19 protein-coding genes are annotated in these 25,221 nt (G+C 65.0%); 11 read left to right on the forward strand and 8 right to left on the reverse strand.

The window, feature by feature from the left end:
- The first annotated feature begins 28 nt into the window (after positions 1 to 28).
- The 4 genes from htpX (at position 29) to WDX12_RS07480 (ending at position 4,590) form a co-directional block, all read left to right on the forward strand.
- Positions 29 to 1,063: a zinc metalloprotease HtpX gene (gene htpX, locus WDX12_RS07465; RefSeq protein WP_434724427.1), complete on the forward strand. Its 1,035-nt coding sequence runs from the start codon at positions 29 to 31 to the stop codon at positions 1,061 to 1,063.
- Positions 1,060 to 1,374 carry a hypothetical protein gene (locus WDX12_RS07470; RefSeq protein WP_434724428.1) on the forward strand — a complete coding sequence of 105 codons (315 nt, stop codon included), beginning with the start codon at positions 1,060 to 1,062 and terminating at the stop codon, positions 1,372 to 1,374. Before htpX ends, WDX12_RS07470 begins: the two co-directional genes overlap by 4 nt.
- Positions 1,371 to 2,717, forward strand: a complete 1,347-nt coding sequence (locus tag WDX12_RS07475) for an RsmB/NOP family class I SAM-dependent RNA methyltransferase (protein ID WP_434724429.1) — start codon at positions 1,371 to 1,373, stop codon at positions 2,715 to 2,717. Before WDX12_RS07470 ends, WDX12_RS07475 begins: the two co-directional genes overlap by 4 nt.
- Positions 2,718 to 2,844: 127 nt before the next feature.
- Complete coding sequence (locus WDX12_RS07480) at positions 2,845 to 4,590, forward strand: heparinase II/III family protein (protein ID WP_434724430.1); 1,746 nt, start codon at positions 2,845 to 2,847, stop codon at positions 4,588 to 4,590.
- An 11-nt stretch (positions 4,591 to 4,601) separates the two neighbouring features.
- Here WDX12_RS07480 and WDX12_RS07485 read toward each other — a convergent pair whose 3' ends face one another.
- Positions 4,602 to 4,904: a putative quinol monooxygenase gene (locus WDX12_RS07485; RefSeq protein WP_434724431.1), complete on the reverse strand. Its 303-nt coding sequence runs from the start codon at positions 4,902 to 4,904 to the stop codon at positions 4,602 to 4,604.
- Positions 4,905 to 5,082: 178 nt separating this feature from the next.
- On the opposite strand from WDX12_RS07485, the gene purH reads away from it, so the two are divergent.
- Positions 5,083 to 6,699, forward strand: coding sequence for a bifunctional phosphoribosylaminoimidazolecarboxamide formyltransferase/IMP cyclohydrolase (gene purH / locus WDX12_RS07490; protein WP_434724432.1), 1,617 nt, complete (start codon positions 5,083 to 5,085; stop codon positions 6,697 to 6,699).
- Positions 6,700 to 6,863: 164 nt separating this feature from the next.
- Here purH and WDX12_RS07495 read toward each other — a convergent pair whose 3' ends face one another.
- On the reverse strand, positions 6,864 to 8,237 hold the full coding sequence (locus WDX12_RS07495) for an MFS transporter (RefSeq protein WP_434724433.1): 1,374 nt from the start codon (positions 8,235 to 8,237) through the stop codon (positions 6,864 to 6,866).
- 260 nt (positions 8,238 to 8,497) lie between these two features.
- Positions 8,498 to 13,270, reverse strand: a complete 4,773-nt coding sequence (locus WDX12_RS07500; protein WP_434724434.1) for an NAD-glutamate dehydrogenase — start codon at positions 13,268 to 13,270, stop codon at positions 8,498 to 8,500.
- A 129-nt stretch (positions 13,271 to 13,399) separates the two neighbouring features.
- On the opposite strand from WDX12_RS07500, the gene WDX12_RS07505 reads away from it, so the two are divergent.
- Together WDX12_RS07505 and WDX12_RS07510 are read left to right on the forward strand one after the other, a co-directional pair.
- Positions 13,400 to 13,963, forward strand: a complete 564-nt coding sequence (locus tag WDX12_RS07505; RefSeq protein WP_434724435.1) for a peroxidase-related enzyme — start codon at positions 13,400 to 13,402, stop codon at positions 13,961 to 13,963.
- A 269-nt stretch (positions 13,964 to 14,232) separates the two neighbouring features.
- Entirely contained in the window at positions 14,233 to 14,556 is a 324-nt protein-coding gene (locus WDX12_RS07510; protein WP_434724436.1) for a hypothetical protein, read from the forward strand.
- A 61-nt stretch (positions 14,557 to 14,617) separates the two neighbouring features.
- Here the strand turns inward: WDX12_RS07510 and WDX12_RS07515 are convergent, their stop codons facing one another.
- Positions 14,618 to 15,229 (reverse strand): LysE family translocator, encoded by a 612-nt coding sequence (locus WDX12_RS07515; protein ID WP_434724437.1) that lies wholly within the window; start codon positions 15,227 to 15,229, stop codon positions 14,618 to 14,620.
- Between the two features lie 630 nt (positions 15,230 to 15,859).
- On the opposite strand from WDX12_RS07515, the gene WDX12_RS07520 reads away from it, so the two are divergent.
- Positions 15,860 to 16,483: a DUF1062 domain-containing protein gene (locus tag WDX12_RS07520; protein WP_434724438.1), complete on the forward strand. Its 624-nt coding sequence runs from the start codon at positions 15,860 to 15,862 to the stop codon at positions 16,481 to 16,483.
- 148 nt (positions 16,484 to 16,631) lie between these two features.
- On the opposite strand, the gene WDX12_RS07525 is transcribed toward WDX12_RS07520, so the two are convergent.
- Positions 16,632 to 18,002, reverse strand: a complete 1,371-nt coding sequence (locus WDX12_RS07525) for an IS1182 family transposase (protein ID WP_434721828.1) — start codon at positions 18,000 to 18,002, stop codon at positions 16,632 to 16,634.
- A gap of 98 nt (positions 18,003 to 18,100) precedes the next feature.
- Complete coding sequence (typA, locus tag WDX12_RS07530; RefSeq protein WP_434724439.1) at positions 18,101 to 19,930, reverse strand: translational GTPase TypA; 1,830 nt, start codon at positions 19,928 to 19,930, stop codon at positions 18,101 to 18,103.
- A 215-nt stretch (positions 19,931 to 20,145) separates the two neighbouring features.
- On the opposite strand from typA, the gene WDX12_RS07535 reads away from it, so the two are divergent.
- Positions 20,146 to 20,415: a hypothetical protein gene (locus tag WDX12_RS07535; protein WP_434724440.1), complete on the forward strand. Its 270-nt coding sequence runs from the start codon at positions 20,146 to 20,148 to the stop codon at positions 20,413 to 20,415.
- Between the two features lie 233 nt (positions 20,416 to 20,648).
- Here the strand turns inward: WDX12_RS07535 and WDX12_RS07540 are convergent, their stop codons facing one another.
- Both WDX12_RS07540 and WDX12_RS07545 read right to left on the reverse strand, forming a co-directional pair.
- Positions 20,649 to 22,223, reverse strand: coding sequence for an alkaline phosphatase D family protein (locus tag WDX12_RS07540; RefSeq protein WP_320297544.1), 1,575 nt, complete (start codon positions 22,221 to 22,223; stop codon positions 20,649 to 20,651).
- Between the two features lie 309 nt (positions 22,224 to 22,532).
- Complete coding sequence (locus WDX12_RS07545) at positions 22,533 to 23,816, reverse strand: MFS transporter (protein WP_434724441.1); 1,284 nt, start codon at positions 23,814 to 23,816, stop codon at positions 22,533 to 22,535.
- A gap of 78 nt (positions 23,817 to 23,894) precedes the next feature.
- On the opposite strand from WDX12_RS07545, the gene WDX12_RS07550 reads away from it, so the two are divergent.
- Both WDX12_RS07550 and WDX12_RS07555 read left to right on the forward strand, forming a co-directional pair.
- The gene (locus tag WDX12_RS07550; protein ID WP_434724442.1) at positions 23,895 to 24,503 is read left to right on the forward strand and encodes a TetR/AcrR family transcriptional regulator; all 609 of its coding nucleotides are present in this window, start codon (positions 23,895 to 23,897) and stop codon (positions 24,501 to 24,503) included.
- A gap of 45 nt (positions 24,504 to 24,548) precedes the next feature.
- Positions 24,549 to 25,139, forward strand: coding sequence for a hypothetical protein (locus WDX12_RS07555; RefSeq protein ID WP_434724443.1), 591 nt, complete (start codon positions 24,549 to 24,551; stop codon positions 25,137 to 25,139).
- The last annotated feature ends 82 nt before the right edge of the window (positions 25,140 to 25,221 follow it).

The raw sequence follows: 25,221 nt of genomic DNA on the forward strand, positions 1-25,221 counted from the left end.
TTCGCCTCGACTACAGACGGATGAAACGATGAACACGCTTCGCACCGCCATGCTTCTTGCCGCGATGACGGCGCTGTTCATGGGCGTCGGCTATCTGATCGGCGGCTCGGGCGGCATGGTCATCGCGCTTCTGATCGCCGCCGGCACCAATCTGTTCAGCTATTGGAACGCCGACAAGATGGTGCTGTCGATGAACCGCGCCGTCGAGGTCGACGAGAAGAACGCGCCCGAATATTACACGATCGTCCAGGCGCTGGCCAAGCAGGCCGGCCTGCCGATGCCGAAGACCTATCTGATCGACAACCCGCAGCCCAACGCCTTCGCCACCGGCCGTAATCCCGAAAATGCCGCGGTGGCAGCGTCCACGGGTCTGCTCCAGCGCCTCTCCCATGAAGAGGTCGCGGCGGTGATGGCGCACGAGCTTGCGCATGTGCAGCATCGCGACACGCTGACCATGACGATCGTGGCAACGCTCGCCGGCGCCGTCTCGATGCTCGGCAATTTCGCCTTCTTCCTCGGCGGCAGCCGGGAGAACAACAATCCGTTCGGCTTTGTTGGCGTGCTTGTGGCGATCATCGTTGCGCCCTTCGCCGCGATGATCGTGCAGATGGCGGTGAGCCGCACGCGCGAATACGAGGCCGACCGGCGCGGCGCCGAGATCTGCGGCAATCCGCTGTGGCTGGCCTCGGCACTCAACAAGATCGCGCGCGGAGCCGAGCAGATTCCCAATGAGGATGCCGAGCGCAACCCGGCTATGGCGCATCTTTTCATCATCAACCCGCTTCATGGCGAGCGCATGGACAATCTGTTCTCGACCCATCCGAGCACCGAGAACCGCATCGCCGCCCTGCAGGACATGGCGCGCGCGATGGGTGGCGTATCGCCGGCCGCTCGACGCCAGGCTTCGCCGCCGCCCATCCAGCCCGACGAGCCATCGGCGGGGCCATGGGGTAAGCGGGTAGAACCGACCCCGGAGGCCAAGCCGGCGCCGCCGAAAGCCAATCCCTGGGGCCGCAACCCGACCGGACCGCGCAATGTCCGGTCGAAAGGCCCCTGGTCGTGACAGGAAAAGGCGATATCTCGCTGACGCAAATGCGTGATCTATGCGCTATCCACTGGAACCCTATCGGCATGCCGATGGCGAACCTGGTGAGATCGAGCGAACTACGATCCCGGCCGCTTCCAGAGGACGAATATGATACCTATCTGCTCCATGTCATCCGGCTCGTGAGAGATGGCGCCACGCCATCGCAAATTGTGGACTATCTGAGCACCGCGGAAAAAGAGTACATGGGGCTAACCTCTCCCCGAGGGAGCAAGGATATTTTCGTCAACGCCGTGTTCGAACTAGCCGAGCAAATACCCACGAAATGAAGCCCGTAAAAAGCCAGGCTTTCGAAGTAGCCGGCCTTGCCGCGCGCAAGGCGGCGGCGCGCCTGCTTGCCGCCGTCATCGATGCCCGCACGCCGCTTGACGGGTTGACCGACAATGAGCATGGCCACCCGCAATACAAGGCGCTGGACGGCCGCGACCGCGCGCTGGTGCGCGCCATCCTGGTCACGGCGCTGCGCCATCGCATGACCATTGCCGGGCTGCTGTCGAAGCGGCTGGAAAAGCCGCTGCCGACCAACGCCACGGCGCTCTCGCACATCCTCAACGTCGCCGCCGCGCAGATCCTGTTCCTCGACGTTCCCGACAGCGCCGCCGTCGACCTTGCCGTCACCCACGCCAAGTCCGATCCGCGCACGACGCGTTTCTCCGGCCTCGTCAACGGCGTGCTGCGTTCGCTGGCGCGCGCCAAGGAGGCAGAACTTGCCCCGGCGCTTGCCGCGATCAGCGAGGCGTCGCAATGGTTCTCCGAGCGGCTGACCGCCGCCTACGGAGCCGACAAGGCGCGCGCCATCCTCGCCGCGCATCGCCACGAGGCGCCGGTCGACTTCACCGTCAAGGCCGATCCGGCGCTGTGGGCCGAGCGCCTTGGCGGCATCGTGCTGGCCACCGGCACGGTGCGTGTCGAAAAACTCTCCGCCAACGTCATCGACCTGCCCGGTTTCGCCGACGGCGCCTGGTGGGTGCAGGATGCCGCGGCAAGCCTGCCGGCGCGACTGTTCGGCGACATCCGTGGACAGCGCGTCGCCGACCTGTGCGCCGCGCCCGGCGGCAAGACGGCGCAGCTTATCCTGGCCGGCGCTGAAGTCACCGCCGTCGACACCTCGAAGAACCGGCTGGCGCGGCTGAAGCAGAATCTCGAGCGCCTCGGCCTGACCGCCGATCTCGCCCAGACCGACCTCCTGGATTACCGGCCGGCGCAATTGTTCGACGCCGTCCTGCTCGACGCGCCCTGCTCCTCGACCGGCACGGTGCGCCGCCATCCCGACGTGCCCTGGACCAAGACCATGGCCGATGTCGAAAAGCTCGCCGACCTCCAGCGCCGGCTGCTTGCCCACGCCGTCGGCCTCGTCAGGCCCGGCGGCCGCATCGTCTTTTCCAACTGCTCGCTCGACCCGATCGAAGGCGAGGAGCTCTATCGCGATTTCCTCGCCGGGAACCCCGGCGTGGCCGCCGATCCGATCCGTCCCGGCGAATTTGCCGGTATAGACCCATTCTTCACGCCCGAAGGCACGCTGCGCACCACGCCCGCCGACCTGATGCTCGGGTCGCCCGCAATTTCCGGCCTCGACGGTTTCTTCGCGGCGCGGATGAGACGGGCCGGTTAGCGCGTTATTTCATTGAAACGCCCTGACTTTTTTAGGGACGGCACGGGCAAAGCGGCGTGAAGCGGTTCACTTCGGCGAAATCCGCCTTCGCATAAGTTCTTGAATCGCATAAGCTTGTGCTCGGGTTATGGGGACATCAGGAGGGCTATTGGCACTTGTTGCCGGCAGCACGACACGTCTATGGACGCTTGTCGCGAAGGAGTTCTGGCGCAAGACGCGCCGGCGTTTGCGCGCCGGCCCGGTCTATCGCTGGCGCTATTCCGGACGCACGCCCGAACGTGTCCTGATCGCCCCTCCGGATCTGCGGCTCGCCGATCCGCAGATCGCGCTGGAGATCTATTACGGCCGCTACCCGCTGTCCGGCCACCTGGTCGAGACCGGCGGCACGTCGCCCTTCCAGCTCGACGTACCCAATCGCGGCTGGCAGAAATCGCTGCATGGCTTCCGCTGGCTGCGCCACATGCGCGCCACCGGCACCGAGCTTGCCGCCGCCAACGCCAGAGCCCTTGTGACCGACTGGATCGCCATGCACGGCAACCAGATCTCCGGCATCGCCTGGGAGCCGGGAACGACGGCCAAGCGGGTGATCGCCTGGCTGCAGCATTCCTCGGTGGTGTTGCAAGGCGCCGAATTCCCTTTCTATCGCGCCTTCCTGAAATCGCTTGCCGTGCAGATCCGCTATCTCCGCTCGATGGCGCGCGAGATGCCGGATGGCGAGGCCCGGCTGCGCGCCCGCATCGCGCTTGCCTTCGCCGCGCTGTCCTTGCCGGCGCCGGCCTCGGCGCTGCGAGCGGCGACACGCAACCTCGCCGAGGAGCTCGACCATCAGATCCTGCCCGATGGCGGCCATATCTCACGCAAGCCGATGGCGGTGCTGGAACTGCTGGCCGACCTTCTGCCGCTGCGCCAGACCTATGCCAACCAGGCCGAGGCGCCGCCGGCGGCCCTGATCGGCGCCATCGACCGCATGCTGCCGGCGCTGCGCTTCTTTCGCCACCAGGACGGCAGCCTCGCCCGCTTCAACGGCATGGGCGCCACCATCCACGATCGCATCGCCACCATCATGCGCCATGACGACACGGCGGGCGCGCCGCTGCTGCATGCGCCGCATTCCGGCTACGAGCGCCTGTCGATGGGCGGCGTGACGGTGATCGCCGACACCGGCCTGCCGCCGCCGGTCGACGTCTCCAACGCCGCGCACGCCGGCTGCCTCGCCTTCGAGCTCTCCTCCGGGCGCCAGCACTTCATCGTCAATGCCGGCATCGACACCTACGGCGCCCCGGAATTTCGGCCGCTGGCGCGCGCCACCGCCGCGCATTCGACCGCCACCCTCAACGACACGTCGTCGGCGCGCTTCAGCCACTCGCTGCGCGTCAGCGACCTGCTGGGATCGCCGCTGATCGGCGGCCCGCAGCATGTGCCCTGCAAGCGCCTCGACCAGAAGGGCGTGCACGGCTTCGTCGCCCGCCACGACGGCTATGCCCAGCAATTCGGTTTCCTGCATGAGCGCGAGCTGAAGCTTGGCACAAACGGCAACGTGCTGGCCGGCCGCGACCGTTTCCTGCGCCCGGGCAATGCCGCGATCCGCAACAACGGCCGCGACTTCGTCACGGTGCGCTTCCACGTCCACCCCGACGTCAACCTGCTGCAGGACAACCACGACCGCCTGACGCTTGCCGCCGCGCAGGGCGACACCTGGGTCTTCACCTGCGCCGAAGTGGTGCCGGAGGTCGAGGAATCGATCTATTTCGCCGGACTGAGCGGCCCGCGCCGCAGCCGGCAGATCGTGCTCTCCTTCAAGGCCTCGGAGATTGCCGAGGTCCACTGGCAGCTGACCCGCACCGGTATCGCCGGCTATCCCGAGAACAACTGATCTGTAGGCCGTCAGCCAGGAATCCCGAAGGCATCGTATGTAGCGAGCGACGGCGGTCCGGCGAACGCAAAACGGATCTTGTCGACCATAGCCGCTGCCTGACCGCTTTGATCGTAGCGTTCGGCGTCCTCGGCCGTGCCCCAGATAGTGATGGCCATGAAGGAATCCCGTGCCTGATGCTGCTGCAGCAGCACAGCGCTGATATTGCCTGGCGCGGCGCGAATGGCGGGGATCGCTTCCGTCTCGTAGATGGAGCGCAACGCCTCAACCCGCTCCGGTAACGCTTTGAATTGGCCGACACGCACGAATGCCATGGCTGTTTCCTCCAGTGATGAGCGAGCCTAATCCCGCAAACGATGGAACGCCCTTCGGCGAAACTTCACTTTTTCGGGAAGCTGGCATGCAATCGCAAAGAACGCGCGGCGCTTGATTTCCAAGCCTCATATGCTACGGCCCGCGAACGCTCTCCAACCAGCCGTGAAAGGCCTCCGCATGGCCGTGCCCACAAAAAACATTCCGGCGCCTGATCTCGTTCCGGTGCGCCGGGCGCTGCTTTCCGTCTTCGACAAGACCGGCCTGATCGATTTCGCCAAGGCGCTCGCCGCCGCCGGCGTCGAGCTGGTTTCGACGGGCGGCACGGCCAAGGCCATCGCCGAGGCGGGCCTGGCGGTCCGCGACGTTTCCGAGCTCACCGGCTTTCCCGAGATCATGGATGGGCGGGTCAAGACCTTGCATCCTTCGGTGCATGGCGCGCTGCTCGGCATCCGCGACGATGCGGAGCACGCCAAGGCCATGCGCGACCACCGCATCGAACCGATCGACCTCGTCGTCTCCAACCTCTACCCGTTCGAGGAAGTCCGCCGCTCCGGCGCCGGCTATGCCTCGATCGTCGAGAACATCGATATCGGCGGGCCGGCGATGATCCGCGCCTCGGCCAAGAACCACGCCTATGTCGCCATCGTCACCGACCCATCCGATTATGCGTCCGTCGTCAACGCGCTGGAGATGAATCTCGGCTCGCTGTCGCTCGACTTCCGCAAGATGCTGGCGGCCAAGGCCTTTGCCCGCACCGCCACCTATGACGCGGCGATCTCGGGCTGGTTCGCCGAGGCGCTGCAGATCGAGCACCCGACCTGGCGTGCCTTCGGCGGCCGGCTCGACCAGGTGATGCGCTATGGCGAGAACCCGCATCAGGGCGCCGGGTTCTACCTGTCGGGCGACAAGCGGCCGGGGGTGGCGACAGCAAGGCAATTGCAGGGCAAGCAGCTCTCCTACAACAACATCAACGACACCGACGCCGCCTTCGAGCTGGTCGGCGAGTTCGATCCCGCCCGCTCGGCGGCGATCGCCATCATCAAGCACGCCAACCCATGCGGCGTCGCCGAAGGCCCGTCGCTGAAGGCTGCCTACGCCAAGGCGCTGGCCTGCGACCCGGTCTCGGCCTTCGGCGGCATCGTCGCCATGAACCGCATCCTCGATGCCGAGGCGGCGGAGGAAATCGTCAAGACCTTCACCGAGGTGATCATCGCGCCCGACGCCACCGACGAGGCGGCCGCGATCGTCGCGGCGAAGAAGAATTTGCGCCTGCTGGTCACCGGCGGCCTGCCCGACCCGCGCGCCGCCGGCACGACAGCGAAATCCGTCGCCGGCGGGCTGCTTGTCCAAAGCCGCGACAATGCCGTGGTCGACGACCTCGAGCTGAAGGTCGTGACGAAGCGCGCGCCGACGCCGGCTGAACTGGCCGATCTCAAATTCGCCTTCCGCGTCGCCAAGCACGTCAAGTCGAACGCCATCGTCTATGCGAAGGACGGAGCGACGGTCGGCATCGGCGCCGGTCAGATGAGCCGCGTCGATTCCTCGCGCATCGCCGCCCGCAAGGCGCTGGACGCGGCCGAAGCCGCCGGCCTCGCCGAGCCGCTGACCAAGGGCTCGGTCGTCGCCTCGGACGCCTTCTTCCCCTTCGCCGACGGCCTGCTCTCGGCAATCGAGGCCGGCGCCACCGCCGTCATCCAGCCCGGCGGCTCGATGCGCGACGAGGACGTCATCGCCGCCGCCGACGAGCACGGCATTGCCATGGTGTTCACCGGGGTAAGGCATTTCCGGCATTAGCACCCTTTTCCTTCTCCCCTTGTGGGAGAAGGTGGATCGGCGCGTAGCGCCGAGACGGATGAGGGGTGTTCCAGCGGAGTGAGGCGTCGGCTTTCCCTGGAGCACCCCTCATCCGTCGCCTTCGGCGACACCTTTCTCCCGCAAGGGGAGAAGGTGAGATCGCGCTACCGCTTGTCCGCCGGATAGGGCGTCCCCGCCAGGATCGCCATGCCGATGCCGAGGAAGAGGATGATCGCCGCCATGCCGAGCCGGGGCGAATCGCTCATGGTGGTGATGGTCGCCACCATGAACGGTGCCAGGAAGCTGGTCGCCCGACCTGCCAGCGCATAGATGCCGAAATAGCGGCCGGACTCGGCGGCGGTCACGCTGCGCGCCATGTAGGAACGCGACGAGGCCTGCACCGGGCCGAACGCCAGACCGATCAACAGGCCGTAGAGGATATAGGCTTTCTCTGCCGCGGTGCCGAACAGGCCGCCGGAATCGGCGGTGGAGAGCGGGATCAGGCCGAGCAGCGTGAAGCCCGGGCCGGTCGAGACGACGCCGATCGTGGCGACCGACAGCATCACCAGCGCGATCATCACCACGTGCTTGGAGCCGAGCGCGGTATCGAGCCGCGCCGCGATCCAGCAGCCGAAGATGGCGACGACGTTGAGGATGATGCCGAACAGGCCGATCTCGGTGATCGACCACTGGAACATGCCGGCCGCGAACGTGCCGCCAAGCGCCAGCAGCGCGTTGACGCCATCCTGATAGATCATGCGCGCCAGCAGGAAGCGCAGGATGCCGCTGCGCTGGCGCACCTCGGCAAGCGTCGACTTGAGTTCGGACAGGCCCTCGCGCACCGCCGGGCCGATCGGGATCCCTTTGATGGCGTCCGGCGTAAAGAAGAACATCGGCAGGATGAACAGGAAATACCAGCCGGCCGACATCGGCCCGGTGAAGCGCGCATCCTCGCCGAGTTTCGGATCGAGCCCGAAGAGCGGGTCGAGCCCGATGAGCGTCTTGCCGGTTTCGAGATTGCCGGCCAGGAACAGCACCACGAAGATCAGCGCGATCATGCCGCCGAGATAGCCAAGACCCCAGGCCATGTTGGAGATCCGGCCGATCTCGTCCTTCGGCACCAGCCGCGGCATCATGGAATCATTGAACACGGTGGAGAATTCCGCCGCGATCGAAGCCAGCGAGAACAACAGCACGACCAGGAAGAGGTTCGAGCCTGGCGCGGCGAACCACAAAAGCGTGAGGCTCACGATCTTGATCGTGGCGAAGAAGGCGATCCACGGCTTGCGCGGCCCGGTCTGGTCGGCGATCGAGCCGAGCACCGGCGACAGCACCGCGATGATCAGGCCCGCGGCGGCGATGCCGTAGCCCCAGGCCGCCTGTCCGGCGGTCGGATCGCTCGCCATGCGCGAGACGAAATAGGGCCCGAAGATGAAGGTGGTGACGACGGTGAAGAAAGGCTGCGCCGCCCAGTCGAAGAACATCCAGCCCCAGATGCCGCGCCCCGATGCCCGCTGCACTGTCTCTACTGCCGCCATGCTGATTCCCCTGGCATCGCTCGCGTCGGGCGCCATGTCTGCATGTTTTCAGGCAGCGATGCAAATGAACAAGCGCGGGTTCCTCGCCCCACGAAGTGGGGAGAGGTGGCTCGGCGAAGCCGAGACGGAGAGGGGAATGCGTCGGCCTATGACAGGTTGATCATCAAAGAAGGGCTCCGCTCTACGAAGCCCCTCTCCGCCTCGCTGCGCTCGGCACCTCTCCCCGCTCTGCGGGGCGAGGAACCAAGCCTGCCGAAGCTTCACATCCCCGTCAGGTCGCTCATCAGGCCGGACGCCACTGACAGCCGCGACACGGTGATGTCGCCGCCTTCGGTCAGCGCCTGCAGCCGCTCGCGGATGCGTGCGACGCGTTCGCCGCCCGCCTCCAGCCAGGCCGCGACCGGGTCGGCCGCCGTGCCGTGCGCGGTGAGCGCCGCCACCGCGATGCCGCGGCGCGCCACGCCGATCGTGTCGGTGGCGCGCGACAGCGCCAGCTGATCGTAATAGTCGGACGGCATGATCGAGCGCGCCGCTTCCTCGACGCGCGGGATGCGGAAGGCGTCGCTGACGGCGAAGAAGGCCTTGGCAGCGCTGACGATGTCGGCATTGGCCGTGCGCGCGGTGAGCGCGACATCCGGGATCAGCTCGGCCACTTCGGTCAGAGCGAGCTGCCCGGCGAGCTTCTCCGGCGCGCCGCCCTTGAACAGGCCGTGGCGCCGGTCCTCGACGCGCTCGCGCGAGAAGGCCGGCAGCAGTGAGGTAAGCTTCGGCTCCAGCGCCTTGCGGGCTTCCTGCAATTCGGCGATGCGCTGGCCAAGCGGCACGGAACCCGCTTCGTTTTTCAGGTACCAGCCGCTGGTCACGAAGATAAGCCGGCTGATCGCCTGGTAGAGATCGAGCTGGATCTGGCCGTCGATCTGGTTGTCGAGCGCGTCGATCTCCTTGTAGAGCGCCGGCAGCGCAAAGCCGTCGCGGACCACCGCGAAGGTGCGCACGACATCGGCCGCCGTGCGGCCGGTAGCTTCCTGCAGTCGGTTGACGAAGGACGGACCGCCGCGATTGACGAGGTCGTTGGCGACGACCCGCGCGATGATCTCGCGCCGCAGCCGGTGGTCGCGGATCTCGCCGGCGAACTTCTTCGCCATGCGTTCCGGGAAATAGCCCATCAGGTCGCGGTCGAAATGCTGCTCGTCCGGCACGTCGCTGGCGACGATGTCGGAGAACAGCACGATCTTGGCATAGGCGAGCAGCACGCCGAGCTCGGCCCTGGTCAGCGGCTCGCCGCGCGCCTCGCGTTCGGCAAGCACCGCCGGCGAAGGCAGCGTCTCGACCGCGCGGTCGAGCAGGCCGCGCGATTCCAGCGCCGTCATGAAACGCGCCTGGTGCGCGATGTCGGCAAGTCCGCGCTTGCGCGCCAGCGACAGCGCCAGCGTCTGCTGGTAGTTGTTGGAGAGCACCAGCGCGCCCACCTCGTCGGTCATCTCGGCGAGCAGCTTGTTGCGCGCAGGCCTGGTCAGCGAGCCTTTGCGCATGGCCGAGGCCAGCGCGATCTTGATGTTGACCTCGACGTCGGAGCAGTTGACGCCGCCCGAATTGTCGATGGCGTCCGAATTGCAGCGGCCGCCATTCAGGCCGAACTCGATGCGCGCCCGCTGCGTGACGCCGAGATTGGCGCCCTCGCCGATCACTTTCGCTCGAACATCGAGCGCGGTGACGCGTATTGCATCGTTGGCGCGGTCGCCGACATCCTGGTTGCTTTCGCCTGAGGCCCGCACATAAGTGCCGATGCCGCCGAACCACAAAAGGTCGACCGGCGCCTTGAGGATGGCGCTCATGATCTCGACCGGCGTTGCCGTGGTCTTGGACAAGCCGATGGCGGCAGCCGCCGCCTGCGGCAGCGTGATCGATTTCTGGTTGCGCGAGACGATGACGCCGCCTTGCGACAGCTTCGACTTGTCATAGTCCTGCCAGGACGAGCGCGGCAGCGCGAACATGCGCACCCGCTCGGCCATCGAGGCGGCCATGTCCGGATCGGGATCGATGAAGATGTCGCGATGGTCGAAGGCGGCGATCAGCCTGGTCTGCGGCGAGAGCAGCATGCCGTTGCCGAACACGTCGCCCGACATGTCGCCGACGCCGACCACGGTGAAGGGCGAGGTCTGGATGTCGCGGTTGATCTCGCGGAAATGCCGTTTCACCGCTTCCCAGGCGCCCTTGGCGGTGATGCCCATCTTCTTGTGGTCGTAGCCGGCCGAGCCGCCGCTGGCGAAGGCATCGTCCAGCCAGAAATGGTGCTTCTCGGAAATGGCGTTGGCGGTGTCGGAGAAGGTCGCCGTGCCCTTGTCGGCGGCGACGACGAAATACGGATCGTCAGGATCGCGCCGCACCACGCCGGCCGGCGGGATGACGCCGTCGACGCCGATATTGTCGGTGATCGAGAGCAGGCTGGAGACGAAGTTCTTGTAGGCCGAGGTGCCGGCCTCGAAGATGGCGTCTCGGCTGCCGCCAGCCGGCAGGCGCTTCGGGAAGAAGCCGCCCTTGGCGCCGACCGGCACGATGACCGCGTTCTTGACCTGCTGCGCCTTGACCAGTCCCAGCACCTCGGTGCGGTAGTCCTGGGCGCGGTCCGACCAGCGCAGGCCGCCGCGCGCCACCGGGCCGAAGCGCAGATGCACGCCCTCGACCTCCGAGCCATAGACGAAGATCTCGCGCCATGGCCGCGGCGCCGGCAGCCCCTCGACCGCCTGCGAATCCAGCTTGATCGCCAGGGACTGCCCCTTCGCTTTCGTATCGGCTACGAAATGATTGGTGCGCAGCGAGGCTTCGATGAGGTTGAGGTAGCGGCGGATGATGGTGTCGTCATCGATATTGGGCACCTCTTCCAGCGCGTCCTTGATCTTGGCCTTGAGGTGCTTGGCCGCGACCGTGCCGTCGCCTTCCGCCGACGGGCCGAGACGGGCGACGAACAGCGCGTGCAGGCCGCGCGCGATCTCCGGATAGCGGTTGAGGGCTGCGGCGATGAAATCCTGGCTCTGCGGGATGCCGGCCTGCTGCAAATAGCGGCCATAGGCGCGCAGGATGGCGATCTCGCCCGACCACAGGCCGGCGGTCTGGGCCAGGCCGTTATAGCCGTCATTGTCGACATCGCCGCGCCAGACCGACAGGAACGCGTCCTCGAACAGCGCGCCGCCATCGGTAAGCTCGATCGGCTTGCCGTAGCTGTTCTCCAGCTCCATGTCGTGGATAAACACCGTGCCGGCTGGATCGTTGCCGACCTCGAAGGTGCGCTCGCTGATGACGCGGAAGCCGATATTCTCCAGCACCGGCACGCGCCGCGACAGCGCCACCGGGCTGCCATGGTGATAGATCTTCAACGCCGCCTGCTCCGGCTTCTTGTCGGCATGGCGGTAATAGTCGATGGCGATCGGATTTTCGGCGCTGATCTTTGCGATGCGCCCGGCATCGGCCAGCGCCACGGCGGCCGAGAAGGTATCGCGATAGCTTTCGGGGAACCGCGCCGCGATCGCCTTCAGCGCCGGATCGCTGCCGGCCGCTTCCGCGGCTTCGGACAGTGCGTCCTCCCAGGTGCGCACGATGTCGCGGATCGCCGCTTCGATCGTCGACTGCTCGACCTTCGGCGTCTTGCCGCCGGAACGGCCGATGATGAAGTGCACGCGCGCCAGACCGCCTTCCGGGAAGGCCGGGTAATAGGCCGACAGCCGGCCCTCGAACACGGTCTTGAGATAGGCGCCGACCTTCTCGCGCACGACGCTGTCATAGCGGTCGCGCGGCACGAAGACGATGATGGAAACGAACCGATCGAACTGATCCACGCGCACCAGCGCCCTGATCCGCGGCCGCTCGACCAGCCCGAGAATGGCATGGGCGTGCTTTCTGAGGACCGGCACCGGAACCTGGAAGAGTTCGTCGCGCGGATAGCTTTCCAGCACGTTGATCAGGGCCTTGCCCGAATGGTCGTTCGGATTGAAGCCGGACTTGGCAATGATCGTTTCGGCCTTCGAGCGCAGATACGGTATCTTCATCACCGAGCGCGTGTAGGCGGTCGAGGTGAACAGACCGACGATGCGCAGTTCGCCCGCGAGCGCGCCTTTCGACGTGTAGGTCTTGATGCCGACATAGTCGAGATAGATGCGGCGGTGCACCAGGGACTTGGCGTTGGCCTTGGTGACGATCAGCGGCTCCGGTCCATGCAGGAAGGCGCGGATCTCCGGCGTCGTCGTCACCGCCTCGGTGCCACGCCTCAGCACCAGCACGTCGGGATCGGACAGGATGCCGAGGCCGGGCTTTTCGGCGCGCTCCAGCGAGCCGCTTTCCTCGCCGCCGACATATTTGAACTCGCGCATGCCGAGGAAGGTGAAATTGTCGTCGCGCAGCCATTCGAGGAAGGCGATCGCCTCGGCGACGCTCTTCTTGTCGAGCGGCACTGCCGAATAGCGGAATTCGGAAATCGCCTGGTCGAGCCGGGCGAGCATCCGCTTCCAGTCGACGACGGCGGCGCGGACCTGGGAAAGCACCTTGCGCAAACGCTCGGCAAGGCTCTTCGCCTGCTCGGCGTTCAGCCTTGGAATGTGGACATGGACGACGCTCAGCCTGTCGTCATCGTCCTTGCCGCCATCGCCAAGGACCTCGACGACGCCGGCCTTGCCGTGGCGCACGGTGACGATCGGATGGGTGACCAGCGTCGGCTCGCTGCTGGTTTCGGCGATCTCGCCGAGGATGGAATCGAACAGGAACGGCATGTTGTCGTTGACGACGGTGATGACCGTGACCGGCCGGCCGTCGCAGGCAACGCCCGAATCCGCCTCGACGGCAACGACGCTTTCGCCCTTCCTGTGGCTGGCGACCGCTTGGGCGGCGAGCTCGCCGGCGCGTTCGAGGTCGGCCACGTCATAGGCCGCGATGTCCTCGGCGGGCGCCCGTGCAAGCAGATAGTCGGCAAGCCTTGTGGGTTTCTCCTCCGCTTTCGCGGCGGCGGTGACTTTCTTCTTCGGCTTGGATTTCACGCTGGCCATGACGCTTATTCCCTCCCGTCGTATGCTTTTGCGACTATGGTAGCCAGATGAGCGCCGTTTGGCGACAAAGGTTTGACGACGCTTTAAAAAATTCGAACCGACGCCATCGTCCTCGCGAGGAGAGACCATATGACCGGCAAAATAATCGCGCTCGACCTTGTCCAGGCGGAGCTCAGCGACGCGACCAAGGCCTATTTCGCCAAATGCGAGGAGAAGCTCGGCCTCGTGCCCAATGTGCTCACCGCCTACGCCTTCGACGAAAAGAAGCTGCGCGCCTTTACCGATATGTACAACGATCTGATGCTGGGAGAGTCCGGCCTGTCGAAGCTGGAGCGCGAGATGATCGCCGTGGTCGTTTCCTCGATCAACCACTGCTTCTATTGCCTGACCGCGCATGGCGCGGCGGTGCGTCAGCTGTCGGGCGAGCCGGCGCTCGGCGAGATGATGGTGATGAATTTCCGCGCCGCCGATCTCTCGGACCGCCAGCGCGCGATGCTCGAATTCGCCGTCAAGCTGACCGAGGAGCCGGCCAGGATCATCGAGGCCGACCGCGCCGCCTTGCGCCAGGCCGGCTTTTCAGACCGCGACATCTGGGACATCGCCTCGACCGCCGCCTTCTTCAACATGTCGAACCGGGTGGCAGCCGCGGTCGATATGCGGCCCAACCCCGAATACCACGCCATGGCAAGGTAGCCTCCGCGGGCCTTATATTAGCAATATAGAATTTTTCATTGCCCATCCCGCCATTTGGTCCGATGATCAGGATTGCGGCTTGGCCGCATATCCAGGATTGCGGCGTAGCTGCATATCCATGATTGCGGCGTAGCCGCATATCAACGATCGCAGCGCAGCCGCATATCAACGATCGCAGCGTAGCTGCATATCGGATTGCAGCATGGCTGCACATCACGACTGCGGCGTAGCCGCATGCCGGTTCGACGCCGCCGACAAGGGAGGAGAACATGGCGAAATTTCTCTATGTCTATCACGGCTCCGGCAAGATGCCGACCGACGAAGCCGAACGGAAAGCGGCTATGGACGCCTGGACCGGCTGGTACGGCAAGCTCGGTTCGGCCGTCGTCGATGGCGGCAATCCGGTCGGCATGTCGAAGACGGTGCTGCCGAGCGGCAAGATCGAGAACAATGGCGGCAGCAACCCGACCGCCGGCTACACCATCGTCGAAGCCAGTGACATCGACGACGCCGTCGCCAAGGCCAAGGACTGCCCGATCCTGATGGACCCTGCCTTCAGCGTCGAGATCGCGCCGATCATCGAGATGATGTGAGGCAAGAGGTCTCGGGCCGGGGCGCCCGCAGGCAGCCTCGCCTGAACATCAGCGCGTCTTTCTACCGGGCGGCGATTGCCGAGGCCGCACCCGCCATCGTGGTGGCGCTGACGCGGTTGGCGATCTTCATGGCGCGCTTGCTCTTCAAGAGCCGGCGCGCCTGCGAAGCGGCCAGCACCCAGGCGAGGTCGATGACGACCAGCACGATGGCCATGGTCAGCGTCAGCTCGACCCAGCCGACCATGCTGACCGAGGCAAGATCGATGATGGTGGGCAGCAGCGCCAGATAGAACATCATGATCTTCGGGTTGCCGAGCGTCACTGCCATGCCGGCGAAGAACAGTTTTAGGGCCGAGTCCTCGCGCGGCATCTCGCCTTCCTTCGCCTCGACCGGCGCCGTCCACATCTTGAACGCCAGATAGGCGAGGTAGGCGACGCCAACCCATTTCACGGCGACGAAGGCGTAGTGGAAGGTCTGCGCCACGACGGCCAGTCCGAACACCGCCAGCGACAGCCAGATCGCCTCACCGATCCACATCGCCAGCAGGAACGGGAAGACGTCGCGGAACCCCTTCGAGATCACGCGCGCCACCAGAGCGGCGATCGACGGGCCAGGTGAGCCGGCCGCGACGAAGAGCGCGGCGGCGAAGATCAGCAGCGAGGCGAGATGCATGACGGACCTCTTGGATTGGGATTGGCTGTCATACTAGCCAGCGGGAGCAACGTTGGCAAAGATGGGACAATCGCTGACGCCGGCGCCGCCCCTCATCTGGCTGCCGCCATCTTCTCCCCGTAAACGGGGCGAAGGGCGCTCTCGCCGATGATTTCGCCAATCACCCGCGTTGCCGCAGAAGTTTCCTTCCCCGTTCACGGGGAGAAGGTGCCCGAAGGACGGATGAGGGGCAGCACAGCGCTCGTGAACTGGCGTCGGGGCACCCTTGTCCCTTCGTCACCCTGCCGCTAAAAGACCCGAACATTTACCCATTTTCGAGCATTACTTTGCCTCAGTAACCGCCGGTCTCGCCAACTCCCCCGAATGCACCGCAGGCGCAGCTTTAGCGGCCCCTGCATCTGTTCACGTGTTCTTCAGGCGGCGGTTCGAGACCGGTTTGGCATTGCTGAGCCGCCGGGCGTATCCCGCGCCGACGCTAACCTTAAACACGCAGTCTTCGCCACGCCGTGCCCGCACAAGCATGATCCCGAAAAGTGGTACCCGGTTTTCGGAAAAGATCATGCTCAACAAAAAAGGGCATCTCGGACATTGCCGGCCTGACGGACTTCCCGACGGGAAGGGCCTACCGGCATGTCTACCTTGCGTGTCCACTGGACGATCGCACCCGCAATCGCGCCTCGACCTCTCATCAACTGCAACCGCTGCGGCGGCGCCAGGCCGTATCGATGCGGCGGAAAATTCCGCGTCAACGCCAACGGCAAGCGCATCGACGTCTGGCTGATCTATCGCTGTACCGCCTGCGACAACTCCTGGAATTTCGCCATCCTGGAGCGGCGAAACCGCCGCGACATCGAACCCGCGTTGCTTACGGCGCTCGAAAGCAACGATCCGGCGCTTGTCCGCCGCTACGCCTTCGATGGCGCGATGCTGCGCGACCGGGCTGGCCGGATCGAGGAATCTCCCGATGTCACGGTCCAAAAGGAGCTTCTGGACGGCGAGCCGGGACACGCGGCCGCGCTCGCGCTCGAACTTCGGCTCGAGGGCACGACGCCTTTGCGGCTGGACCGCCTGCTTGCCGGCGAGCTCGGCCTTTCGCGGTCAAGGTTGCAGAGCTGGGATGACGGGCGGTGGCTCTGTATTGAACCGGATGGTGCCAAAGCGTTGCGCAAGCCGGCGCGCAACGGCATGGCGGTTCGCATAGACCTGTCCGACGAGCCTGACCGCGACGCCATCCTCGCGGCTGCGTGCGGCTGAAACAAAAAAGGGAGGGAGCATTGCTCCCTCCCTCCAGACCGCTGACAAACCCCGTCGATTTCGGCGGGGTTTTGTTTTTGCGTATTGATTGAGCTGAGTAAGTTGGTGTCCGGAGCAACTGTCAGGAAGGCACGGCGGCGGATTGGCCTCATGCGAGGCTTGGTTTTGGCTTTGGCCAGAGGCTGATTGCGATCTTTTTCATGTTCTGGGCGGCGGCTGCGATCAGGCACTGGCAGGCGACGCGTGTGCGCCCTCGGAAGCGGGCATAACGATGGCCGAAGAGCTGCTTGGCATCGGCGAAGGATCGCTCGACGGTTTCCTTGCGGCGGCGATAGATGGCCTTGCCCCATGCCGTGAGCCGGTTGGCGTCGACCCGCTCGCGCGCGTCTTGCCAGACGTGGCGCGTGATGGTGCGCTCGGCCTTGGCGTTTGAGGTGCATGAGGCCAGCAGCGGACAATCGCGGCAGATGGACGGGTCGCTCCTGTATTGGCGGTAGCCGTCCCGATTGGTGGTGGCGTAGGGGAGCAACTGGCCCTGCGGGCAACGATAGCCGTCCAGATCCGGTTCATAAACGAAGTCGCTCTTTCTCATCTTGCCGGGCTTGGGTGGGGTCGGGTTGCGATAGCCGATGACGCCCCTGACCTTCCTGTCTTCCAGGCCCTTGGCGATGCCCGGCGTGGCGTAGCCGGCATCCAGCCCCGCCGCCGCCACGGTGAAGCCGAAGCGCTCAACCTGGCGGTCCAGCCGGCCGAGATAGACGATCGAGTCGTGCACATTGGCCGGCGTGGCGAAAGTGTCGGTGATGATGCCGCAGCGCCCGTCCACCGTGCGGTGATCGAGGTAGAAGAAGCCCTTCGGCTTGCCCTCGCGCACCATGTAGCCGGCCTCCGGGTCGGCGCGCGAGACCTTGGTCTGCTTCTGCGGCGGCTTGCGCTCCTTGCCCTTCAGCGGTTTCTGGCCATGCAGCGCCCGCTCGGCCTCGATGGCCCGGTCGAGATCGGCCCAGTAGTCGGCGCGCGACTTGGCGACCATGGCAAGGTCGTACTTGCCCTTGTTGGCGTTGGCCTTCAGGTGCGTGCTGTCGGTATAGAGCACCGTCCCATCCACCAGACCCGCCCCGATCGCCTGCTCGACAATCTTGTCGAAGATCGCTTGTGCAATGCTCTCGTCCTGATAACGCCGCCGACGGTTCTGCGACAGTGTCGAGGCGTCGAACACCTTGTCCGTCAGCTTCAGCCGCAGGAACCAGCGATAGGCGACATTGACCTCGATCTCGCGCACCAACTGACGTTCCGAGCGCACCCCGAACAGGTAGCCAACAAACAGCGCCTTGAACATCAAGGTCGGGTCCAGCGGCGGGCGCCCATTGTCGGCGCAGTACAACGGCGCCGTCAGATCGTGGATGAAGGAAAAGTCGATCGCGCGATCGATCTTGCGAAGCAGATGATCAGCCGGAACCAGCTGATCCAACGTTACCATCTCAAGCGCGGTCTGTTCGGGGGCGGGTCGCTTCAACATGACCCAGTGAATCAAAAACCCCCGGCAAAAGCCAGGGGTTTGTCAGCAGTCTGAAGGGAGGGAGCATTGCTCCCTCCCTCGGATGTTTGGGGCTGGGTTTACGCCGCGCCCATCACCTTGGCCGCCTTCTCGAAACGCTTGCGCTCGTTCGGGTCGAGATAGAGCTTGCGGAGCCGGATGGTCTTCGGCGTCACCTCGACCAGCTCGTCATCCTGGATCCAGGCCAGCGCCCGCTCCAGCGTCATGCGGATCGGCGGGGTCAGCTTCACCGCCTCGTCCTTGCCGGCGGCGCGGATGTTGGTGAGCTTCTTGCCCTTGAGCACGTTCACTTCGAGGTCGTTGTCGCGCGAATGGATGCCGATGATCATGCCCTGATAGACCTTGACGCCCGGATCGATGATCATCGGGCCGCGGTCTTCGAGGTTCCACATCGCATAGGCGACGGACTCGCCCTGCTCGTTGGAGATCAGCACGCCATTGGTGCGGCCGGGCAATTCGCCCTTATAGGGCTCGTAGGCGAAGAACAGCCGGTTCATCACCGCTGTGCCGCGCGTGTCGGTCAACAGTTCCGACTGGTAGCCGATCAGGCCGCGCGTCGGCGCGTGGAAGACGAGGCGCTGGCGATTGCCGCCGGAGGGACGCAGCTCGACCATCTCGGCCTTGCGCTCCGACATTTTCTGCACGACGACGCCGGCGTGCTCCTCGTCGACGTCGATGACGACTTCCTCGACCGGTTCGAGCAGTTGGCCGTCCTCGCCCTTCTGCATGACGACGCGCGGACGCGACACGGCGAGCTCGAAGCCCTCGCGGCGCATCGTCTCGATCAGCACCGCTAGCTGCAATTCGCCACGGCCGGAGACGAAGAAGGAGTCCTTCTCTGACGATTCCTCGATCTTGAGCGCGACGTTGCCCTCGGCCTCGCGCAGCAGCCGGTCGCGGATGACGCGGCTGGTCACCTTGTCGCCCTCGGTGCCGGCAAGCGGGCTGTCATTGACGAGGAAGGACATGGTCACGGTCGGCGGATCGATCGGCTGCGCATGCAACGGCTCGCTCACCGCCAGATCGCAGAAGGTGTCGGCGACGGTGCCCTTCGACAGGCCGGCGATGGCCACGATGTCGCCCGCCTGCGCTTCGTCGATCGGCTGGCGCTCGAGGCCGCGGAAGGCGAGGATCTTGGAGACGCGGCCGGTCTCGATCTGGGTGCCGTCATGGTGCAGCACCTTGACCGCCTGATTGGCCTTCAGCGTGCCGGACTCGATGCGGCCGGTGATGATGCGGCCGAGGAACGGGTTGGCTTCGAGGATGGTGCCGATCATGCGGAACGGGCCGGGATGGACCGTCGGCGCCGGCACATGCTTGACGACGAGGTCGAACAATGGCGCCAGTTGCTGATCCTTCGGGCCCTCGGGGTTTTCCGACACCCAGCCGTCGCGGCCCGAACCGTAGAGGATCGGGAAGTCGAGCTGCTCGTCGGTGGCGTCGAGCGCGGCGAACAGGTCGAACACCTCGTTGACCACTTCGATATGGCGGGCATCCGGACGGTCGATCTTGTTGATGACGACGATGGGGCGCAGGCCGACCTTGAGCGCCTTGCCGACGACGAACTTGGTCTGCGGCATCGGCCCTTCGGCGGCGTCGACGAGCACGATCGCCGAATCCACCATCGACAGGATGCGTTCGACCTCGCCGCCGAAATCGGCGTGTCCGGGCGTGTCGACGATGTTGATGCGGGTGCCGTGCCAGTCGACCGAGGTCGCTTTGGCGAGGATGGTGATGCCGCGCTCTTTTTCGAGGTCGTTGGAATCCATGGCGCGTTCGGCGACGCGCTGGTTGTCGCGGAAGGCTCCGGACTGTTTCAGAAGCTGGTCGACCAGCGTGGTTTTGCCATGGTCGACGTGCGCGATGATCGCGATATTGCGGAGGTTCATTTTGTCTGGTCTCGGGAACGTTGCAGGCGGCAGGCTTAACAAGCGCCGCCTTTTTCGGTTGCGCGGCTCATACAAGGTTTTTCGCAATTGCGAAAGGGGAGGCCCGACCCCAAATAAAAGGTCACTGATTCTTAAACGTCTTGGTGTGAAATGATTCTGTTAACCAAGGCGGAACCTTTGAGGGGCCGGACAGTTCGATGTTCATGAGCGATCATATGTCCAGATTGCGTCCGGTTTTTGCGTGGGCAGCGCTTGGCATGCTCGTCGCGGCCGGTGCCGCGCAGTCGGCGGCCACGCTCAGGGAAGCCGACCCGATCACGCCGCCCGACGCCAGGACCGCGCAGCAGATGTTCGCCGACGCCCCCGACGGCGTCGACCCGATCGTCACCGGCCCGGTCAGCGCCTCCTTCAAGCAGCGCCAGAAGGACGCCAACTGCGACACCGCCGTCTGGCCGAAAATCCCCACAACCTGCTATCCGGATTGACCTGCCGCTGCGCACAACGCGGCAAACGTAGCGATCCTTCGCGCCCCCCTCTGCCCTGCCGGGCATCTCCCCCTCTTGGGGGGAGATTGGCTGTGACGCTCGCTTTCGCCAATCGCCGACATTGCAGAAGGAGCTAGGCGCCGAAACTGCTAATCTCCCCCCAAGAGGGGGAGATGGCCGGCAGGCCAGAGGGGGGCGCTGTCCCGCCGGCGTTCCTAATTTCCTCAACGACCTTACGCAGACCGCACCGGATCGAGCGTGACCTTGTAAAGCTCGTTGTCGTCGCGATCCATCAGCCGCACGGTGAGCTGCTCGGTGGCGCCGGAGATATCGACCAGTCCGAAGAACTGCAGCCCGGCCGACGGCGGCAGGTTCTGGCCCTGCTCGGCGGTCGGCGCCTTGATGAATTTCAGCTCGGGCCCAAACGTCATGTCGAGGTCGTTGGGGCCGAAGGTGCCGGCATGGATCGGGCCGGAGACGAATTCCCAGAACGGATTGAAATCCTGGAACTGCGCCTTGTCGGGATTGTAGTAATGCGCCGCGGTGTAGTGGACGTCGGCGGTGAGCCACACCGTGTTGGTGATGCCGGCATTCTTGATGAAGCGCAGCACATCCGCGAATTCGAGCTCGCGACCCTTCGGCGCGCCATTGTCGTTATTGCTGACGGCCTCGAAGCCGACCTTCTTCGCCGCGTCGTCCCAGACCACGAGGCTGAGCGGCATGTCGGCGGCGATGATCTTCCAGGTCGCCTTGGAGTTGGCCAGCTCGCGCTTCAGCCACTTGGACTGCTCCTCGCCGATCATGCGCGACTTCGGCGTCAGCGTTTCATCCAGATTGGGGCCGTTGGGGCCGCGATAGGAGCGCATGTCGAGGAAGAACACGTCGAGCAGCGGCCCGTGCGAGATCTTGCGGTAGACGCGGCCCGGCTCCGACGGCTCGTAGCGGATGGTGGTCATTTCGTGGAAGGCGCGTGCCGCCCGGGCGGCCAGCACATGGATCGACTTTTCCTTGTAGCGGTCGTCGGCGGCGAGATTCTTCGAATCCGACCAGTTGTTGAGCACCTCGTGGTCGTCCCACTGGTAGAAGGTCGGGCAGATGGCGGAGAGGCCAAGCACATGCTTGTCCATCATGTTGTATTTCCACTGGTCGCGGTACTCGTCCAGCGTCTCGGCGACCTTGCGCTTGCCGTCGAGCATGACGACGTTCTTCCACTTACCGCCGCCGGGCAGGTCGACCTCATCCTTCATGGCGCCGTCGGCATAGATCGTGTCGCCGGAATGCAGGAAAAAGTCCGGCGTGTGCTTGGCGATGGTCGAATAGGTCTTCATGCCGGTCTCGTCGATGCCCCAGCCCTGACCGGCCGTGTCGCCGGACCAGGCGAAGCGCACGTCGCGCTTTGACGACGGCGCGGTGCGGAAGCGGCCGACGATCGGCTCGGAGACGGCGTTGATGTCGGAAAGATCGGCAGCAGTCATGCGGTAGAAGATGTCCTGGTCCGAAGCGAGGTCGGTGAGCAGCCGCTTGACCGTATAGTCGCTGGCCGGCGAGGTATCGAGGGCAGCCAGCCTGGTCGCGTTGGCGAAGCTTTCGGTCGTCGACACTTCATACATCACGCGCGCCGGGCGGTCGGTGCGGGTCCACACCATGCCGGACGTGGCGTCGACGTCGCCGGACTGGACGCCATGCGTGAAGGCCGGCCGCTGGCTGGCGCGGGAATAATAGGGCAGCGCGAGCCCGGAGGCGCCGACAAGGCCAAAGGCACTGGCCGAGGTGACGAAAGCGCGGCGGGTCAACGAGAGCTTGTTCATGGCTGTCTCCGGATGGCGTTGAACGGGACCGCCAAGCTCACGCCTCAATGTTTCAGGCACATTTCGGAACCATGAAGTTTTGATAACAGTCGACAGCTCTTCCCTTCTCCCCTTGTGGGAGAAGGTGGATCGGCGCGTTAGCGCCGAGACGGATGAGGGGTGTTCCAGCGGAGTGAGGCGTTGACGTTCCTATGGGTGAGGCGTCGCCGGCGTTCCAGCTGAGTGAGACGCTGGCTTTCCCTGGAGCACCCCTCATCCGACCGCTTCGCGGCCACCTTCTCCCACAAGGGGAGAAGGAAAAGTCGCGCCTTAAGCCGCCTGCGGCTCCGGCTCGAACGCCGGCTTGCTGGTATTGATCAGCAGCGAGATGCACGCCGCCGCAATACCGGTCATTCCGGCGATCAGGAAGGCCAGCTCGTAATTGCCCTGCAGCTCGCGCATCGTGCCGCCGAAGGCTGCGGCCGCCGCTGCGCCCACCTGGTGGCCGGCGACGATCCAGCCGAACACGATCGGCCCGCTGCGGTCGCCGAACGCCTCGTTGGCGAGCCTGAGCGTCGGCGGCACCGTGGCGATCCAGTCGAGGCCGTAGAGCACGGCGAAGATGACCAGGCTGGTCGCCGAGAAACCGGAATAAGGCAGGTAGATCAGCGACAGCCCGCGCACCGCGTAGTAGACGCCGAGCAGCTTGCGCGGATCGAAGCGGTCGGTGAGCCAGCCGGACAGCGTGGTGCCGATCAGGTCGAAGATGCCCATCATCGACAGCAGCCCGGCCGCCTGCACCTCGCCGATGCCCATGTCGCCGCAGAAGGCGATGAGATGCGTGCCGACGAGGCCGTTGGTGGTGAAGCCGCAGACGAAGAAGGTGGCGAACAGATACCAGAACACCCGCGTTCCGGCGGCGCGGCGCAACGTGTTCAGCGTATGCGCCAGGAAATTGCCCTGCGATGCCGGCGAGATGGGGGGCACGTCGTCGGCATCCGCGCCGTAGCGCACCTGGCCGATGGAAGCGGGACGCTCCGGCACCAGCAGCAAGACGAACGGGATCAGCGCCGCCGTCGCGATCGCGACCGCTATCGCCACCGGCTTCCAGCCGCCGCTCTGCGCCAGCGAAGCGATGAGCGGCAGGAACACAAGCATGCCGGTGGCGCTGGAGGCCGACATCAGACCCATCATCAGGCCGCGATTGGTCTTGAACCAGCGGTTGACGATGGTGGCGCCCAGCACGCTCGCTACCGCGCCCGAACCGATGCCGGAAAACACGCCCCAGGTGATGAAGAGGTGCCAGGGCTCGGTCATCAACAGGCTGAGCGCGGTCGATCCCGACATCACCAGCAGCGCGCCGAGCAGCGTGCGGCGCAGCCCGATGCGTTCCATCAGCGCGGCGGCGAACGGTCCGGTCAAGCCGTAAAGCAGGATGCCGACGCTGGCGGCCCAGGAGGTGACGTCGCGCCGCCAGCCGAAGCTTTCTTCCAGCGGAACCATCATCACCGACGGCGCCGAACGAAGCCCCGCCGCGATCAGCAAACAGAAGAAAATGACGGCAACGACGACGAAAGCGTAACGCTGGCCAAACGGGCGGGACTGGACTATCATGTTACTGACCGGTACGTTGCAATGGGATAGCGCCATACATACGTACCGGTCAGTAACATTGTCAAGCGAGTTGTTTGCATGCCATCGGACAATAAAATTGAAGCGTCGATCAGTGAGGCCCCCGCCCCAAGGGCGGCGGACAAGATCCTGGACGTGGCGCGCGACCTCTTTTATCGCGAGGGCATCAGGGCGATCGGCGTCGACGAGATCGTCAAGCGCGCCGGCGTCACCAAGCCGAGCCTCTACCGCAGCTTTCCGTCCAAGGACGAGCTCGCCGCCTCTTATCTGCGCAAATATGACCTGGAATTCTGGGAGCGGTTCGACGAGGCCGTCGACGCGCATCCGGGCAATCCGCGCGCCCAGATCATCGCATTCCTGACCCGGGTCGGCAAACGCACCCAGAAACCGGACTATCGCGGCTGCGGCATGACCAACGCTGCGGTGGAATATCCCGAGCCCGGACACCCCGCGCGAGTGGTGAGCGAGAACAACAAGGTGGAATTGCGCCGGCGCCTGCGCGCCATGGCTGCAGCAATGGGCGCCGCCGATTCCGACACGCTGGGCGACGGCCTGCTGCTCCTCATCGAGGGCGCCTATATCAGCGGCCAGCTTTTCGGCCTTGGCGGACCGGCGGCCGCCGTCGCCCGCAACGCCGACCTCTTGATCGAAGCCAGCTTGAAGAAATAGCAAACGACGTTACGCTTTCGGCAACTCGAAACGGAGTTGCCTGCCATGCGCGCTCTTCTGATCCCGCTCGCCCTCGCCGGTTTGTGCCAGGCGGCCCAGGCCGGCGAAATCTCCAGCGCCTATACTGATCTCGACTCGAAGAAGGACTGCGTGACCTACGCCCAGGCCGGGCAAGGCGACGGCGACTGGGCAAACCTCGTCTGCTCCGGCTATCGCGGCTACCCGGTCTTGATCGGCTACGATGACGCGCGCGAATCCGTCTATTATGGCTTCCCGTCGGACGACATGACCGCGGTCTGGGAGAGCTTCACCGCCTTTAACGGCTCCGGCCCCAAGGTAGAGTGGCGCATCGAGACAAATGGCGACGTCGCCATCCCTTTCGCTGCCATTCATCGCCGCTCGGTCAGCAACCCTGAGGACGATAAGAAATCGACCGACGTGCTGGTCGTCGCCAAGGTCGCGCAACCGGAAGAGCATCAGGGCTGCACCGTCGGTCTGGTTTTGGCCACCGGCAACCCGCAAGCCAACGACCAGGCCCGCAAACTCGCTGACGAAAAGGCGAAGACCTTCACCTGCGGCAAGGACAAGCGCGAAGTGATCGGCGACGTGCCGCCCTTCGGCCGAGTTGATAACTAGCCGCTCCGCGTCAACGATTGGGCCAGCGCCGCATCGGGTTCCCATCCGGGTCGCTGCCTAGTAAACCCTTGTTCCGATTGCA

The sequence above is a fragment of the Mesorhizobium sp. RIZ17 genome (genome assembly GCF_051127865.1).
Classification (GTDB): domain Bacteria; phylum Pseudomonadota; class Alphaproteobacteria; order Rhizobiales; family Rhizobiaceae; genus Mesorhizobium; species Mesorhizobium humile.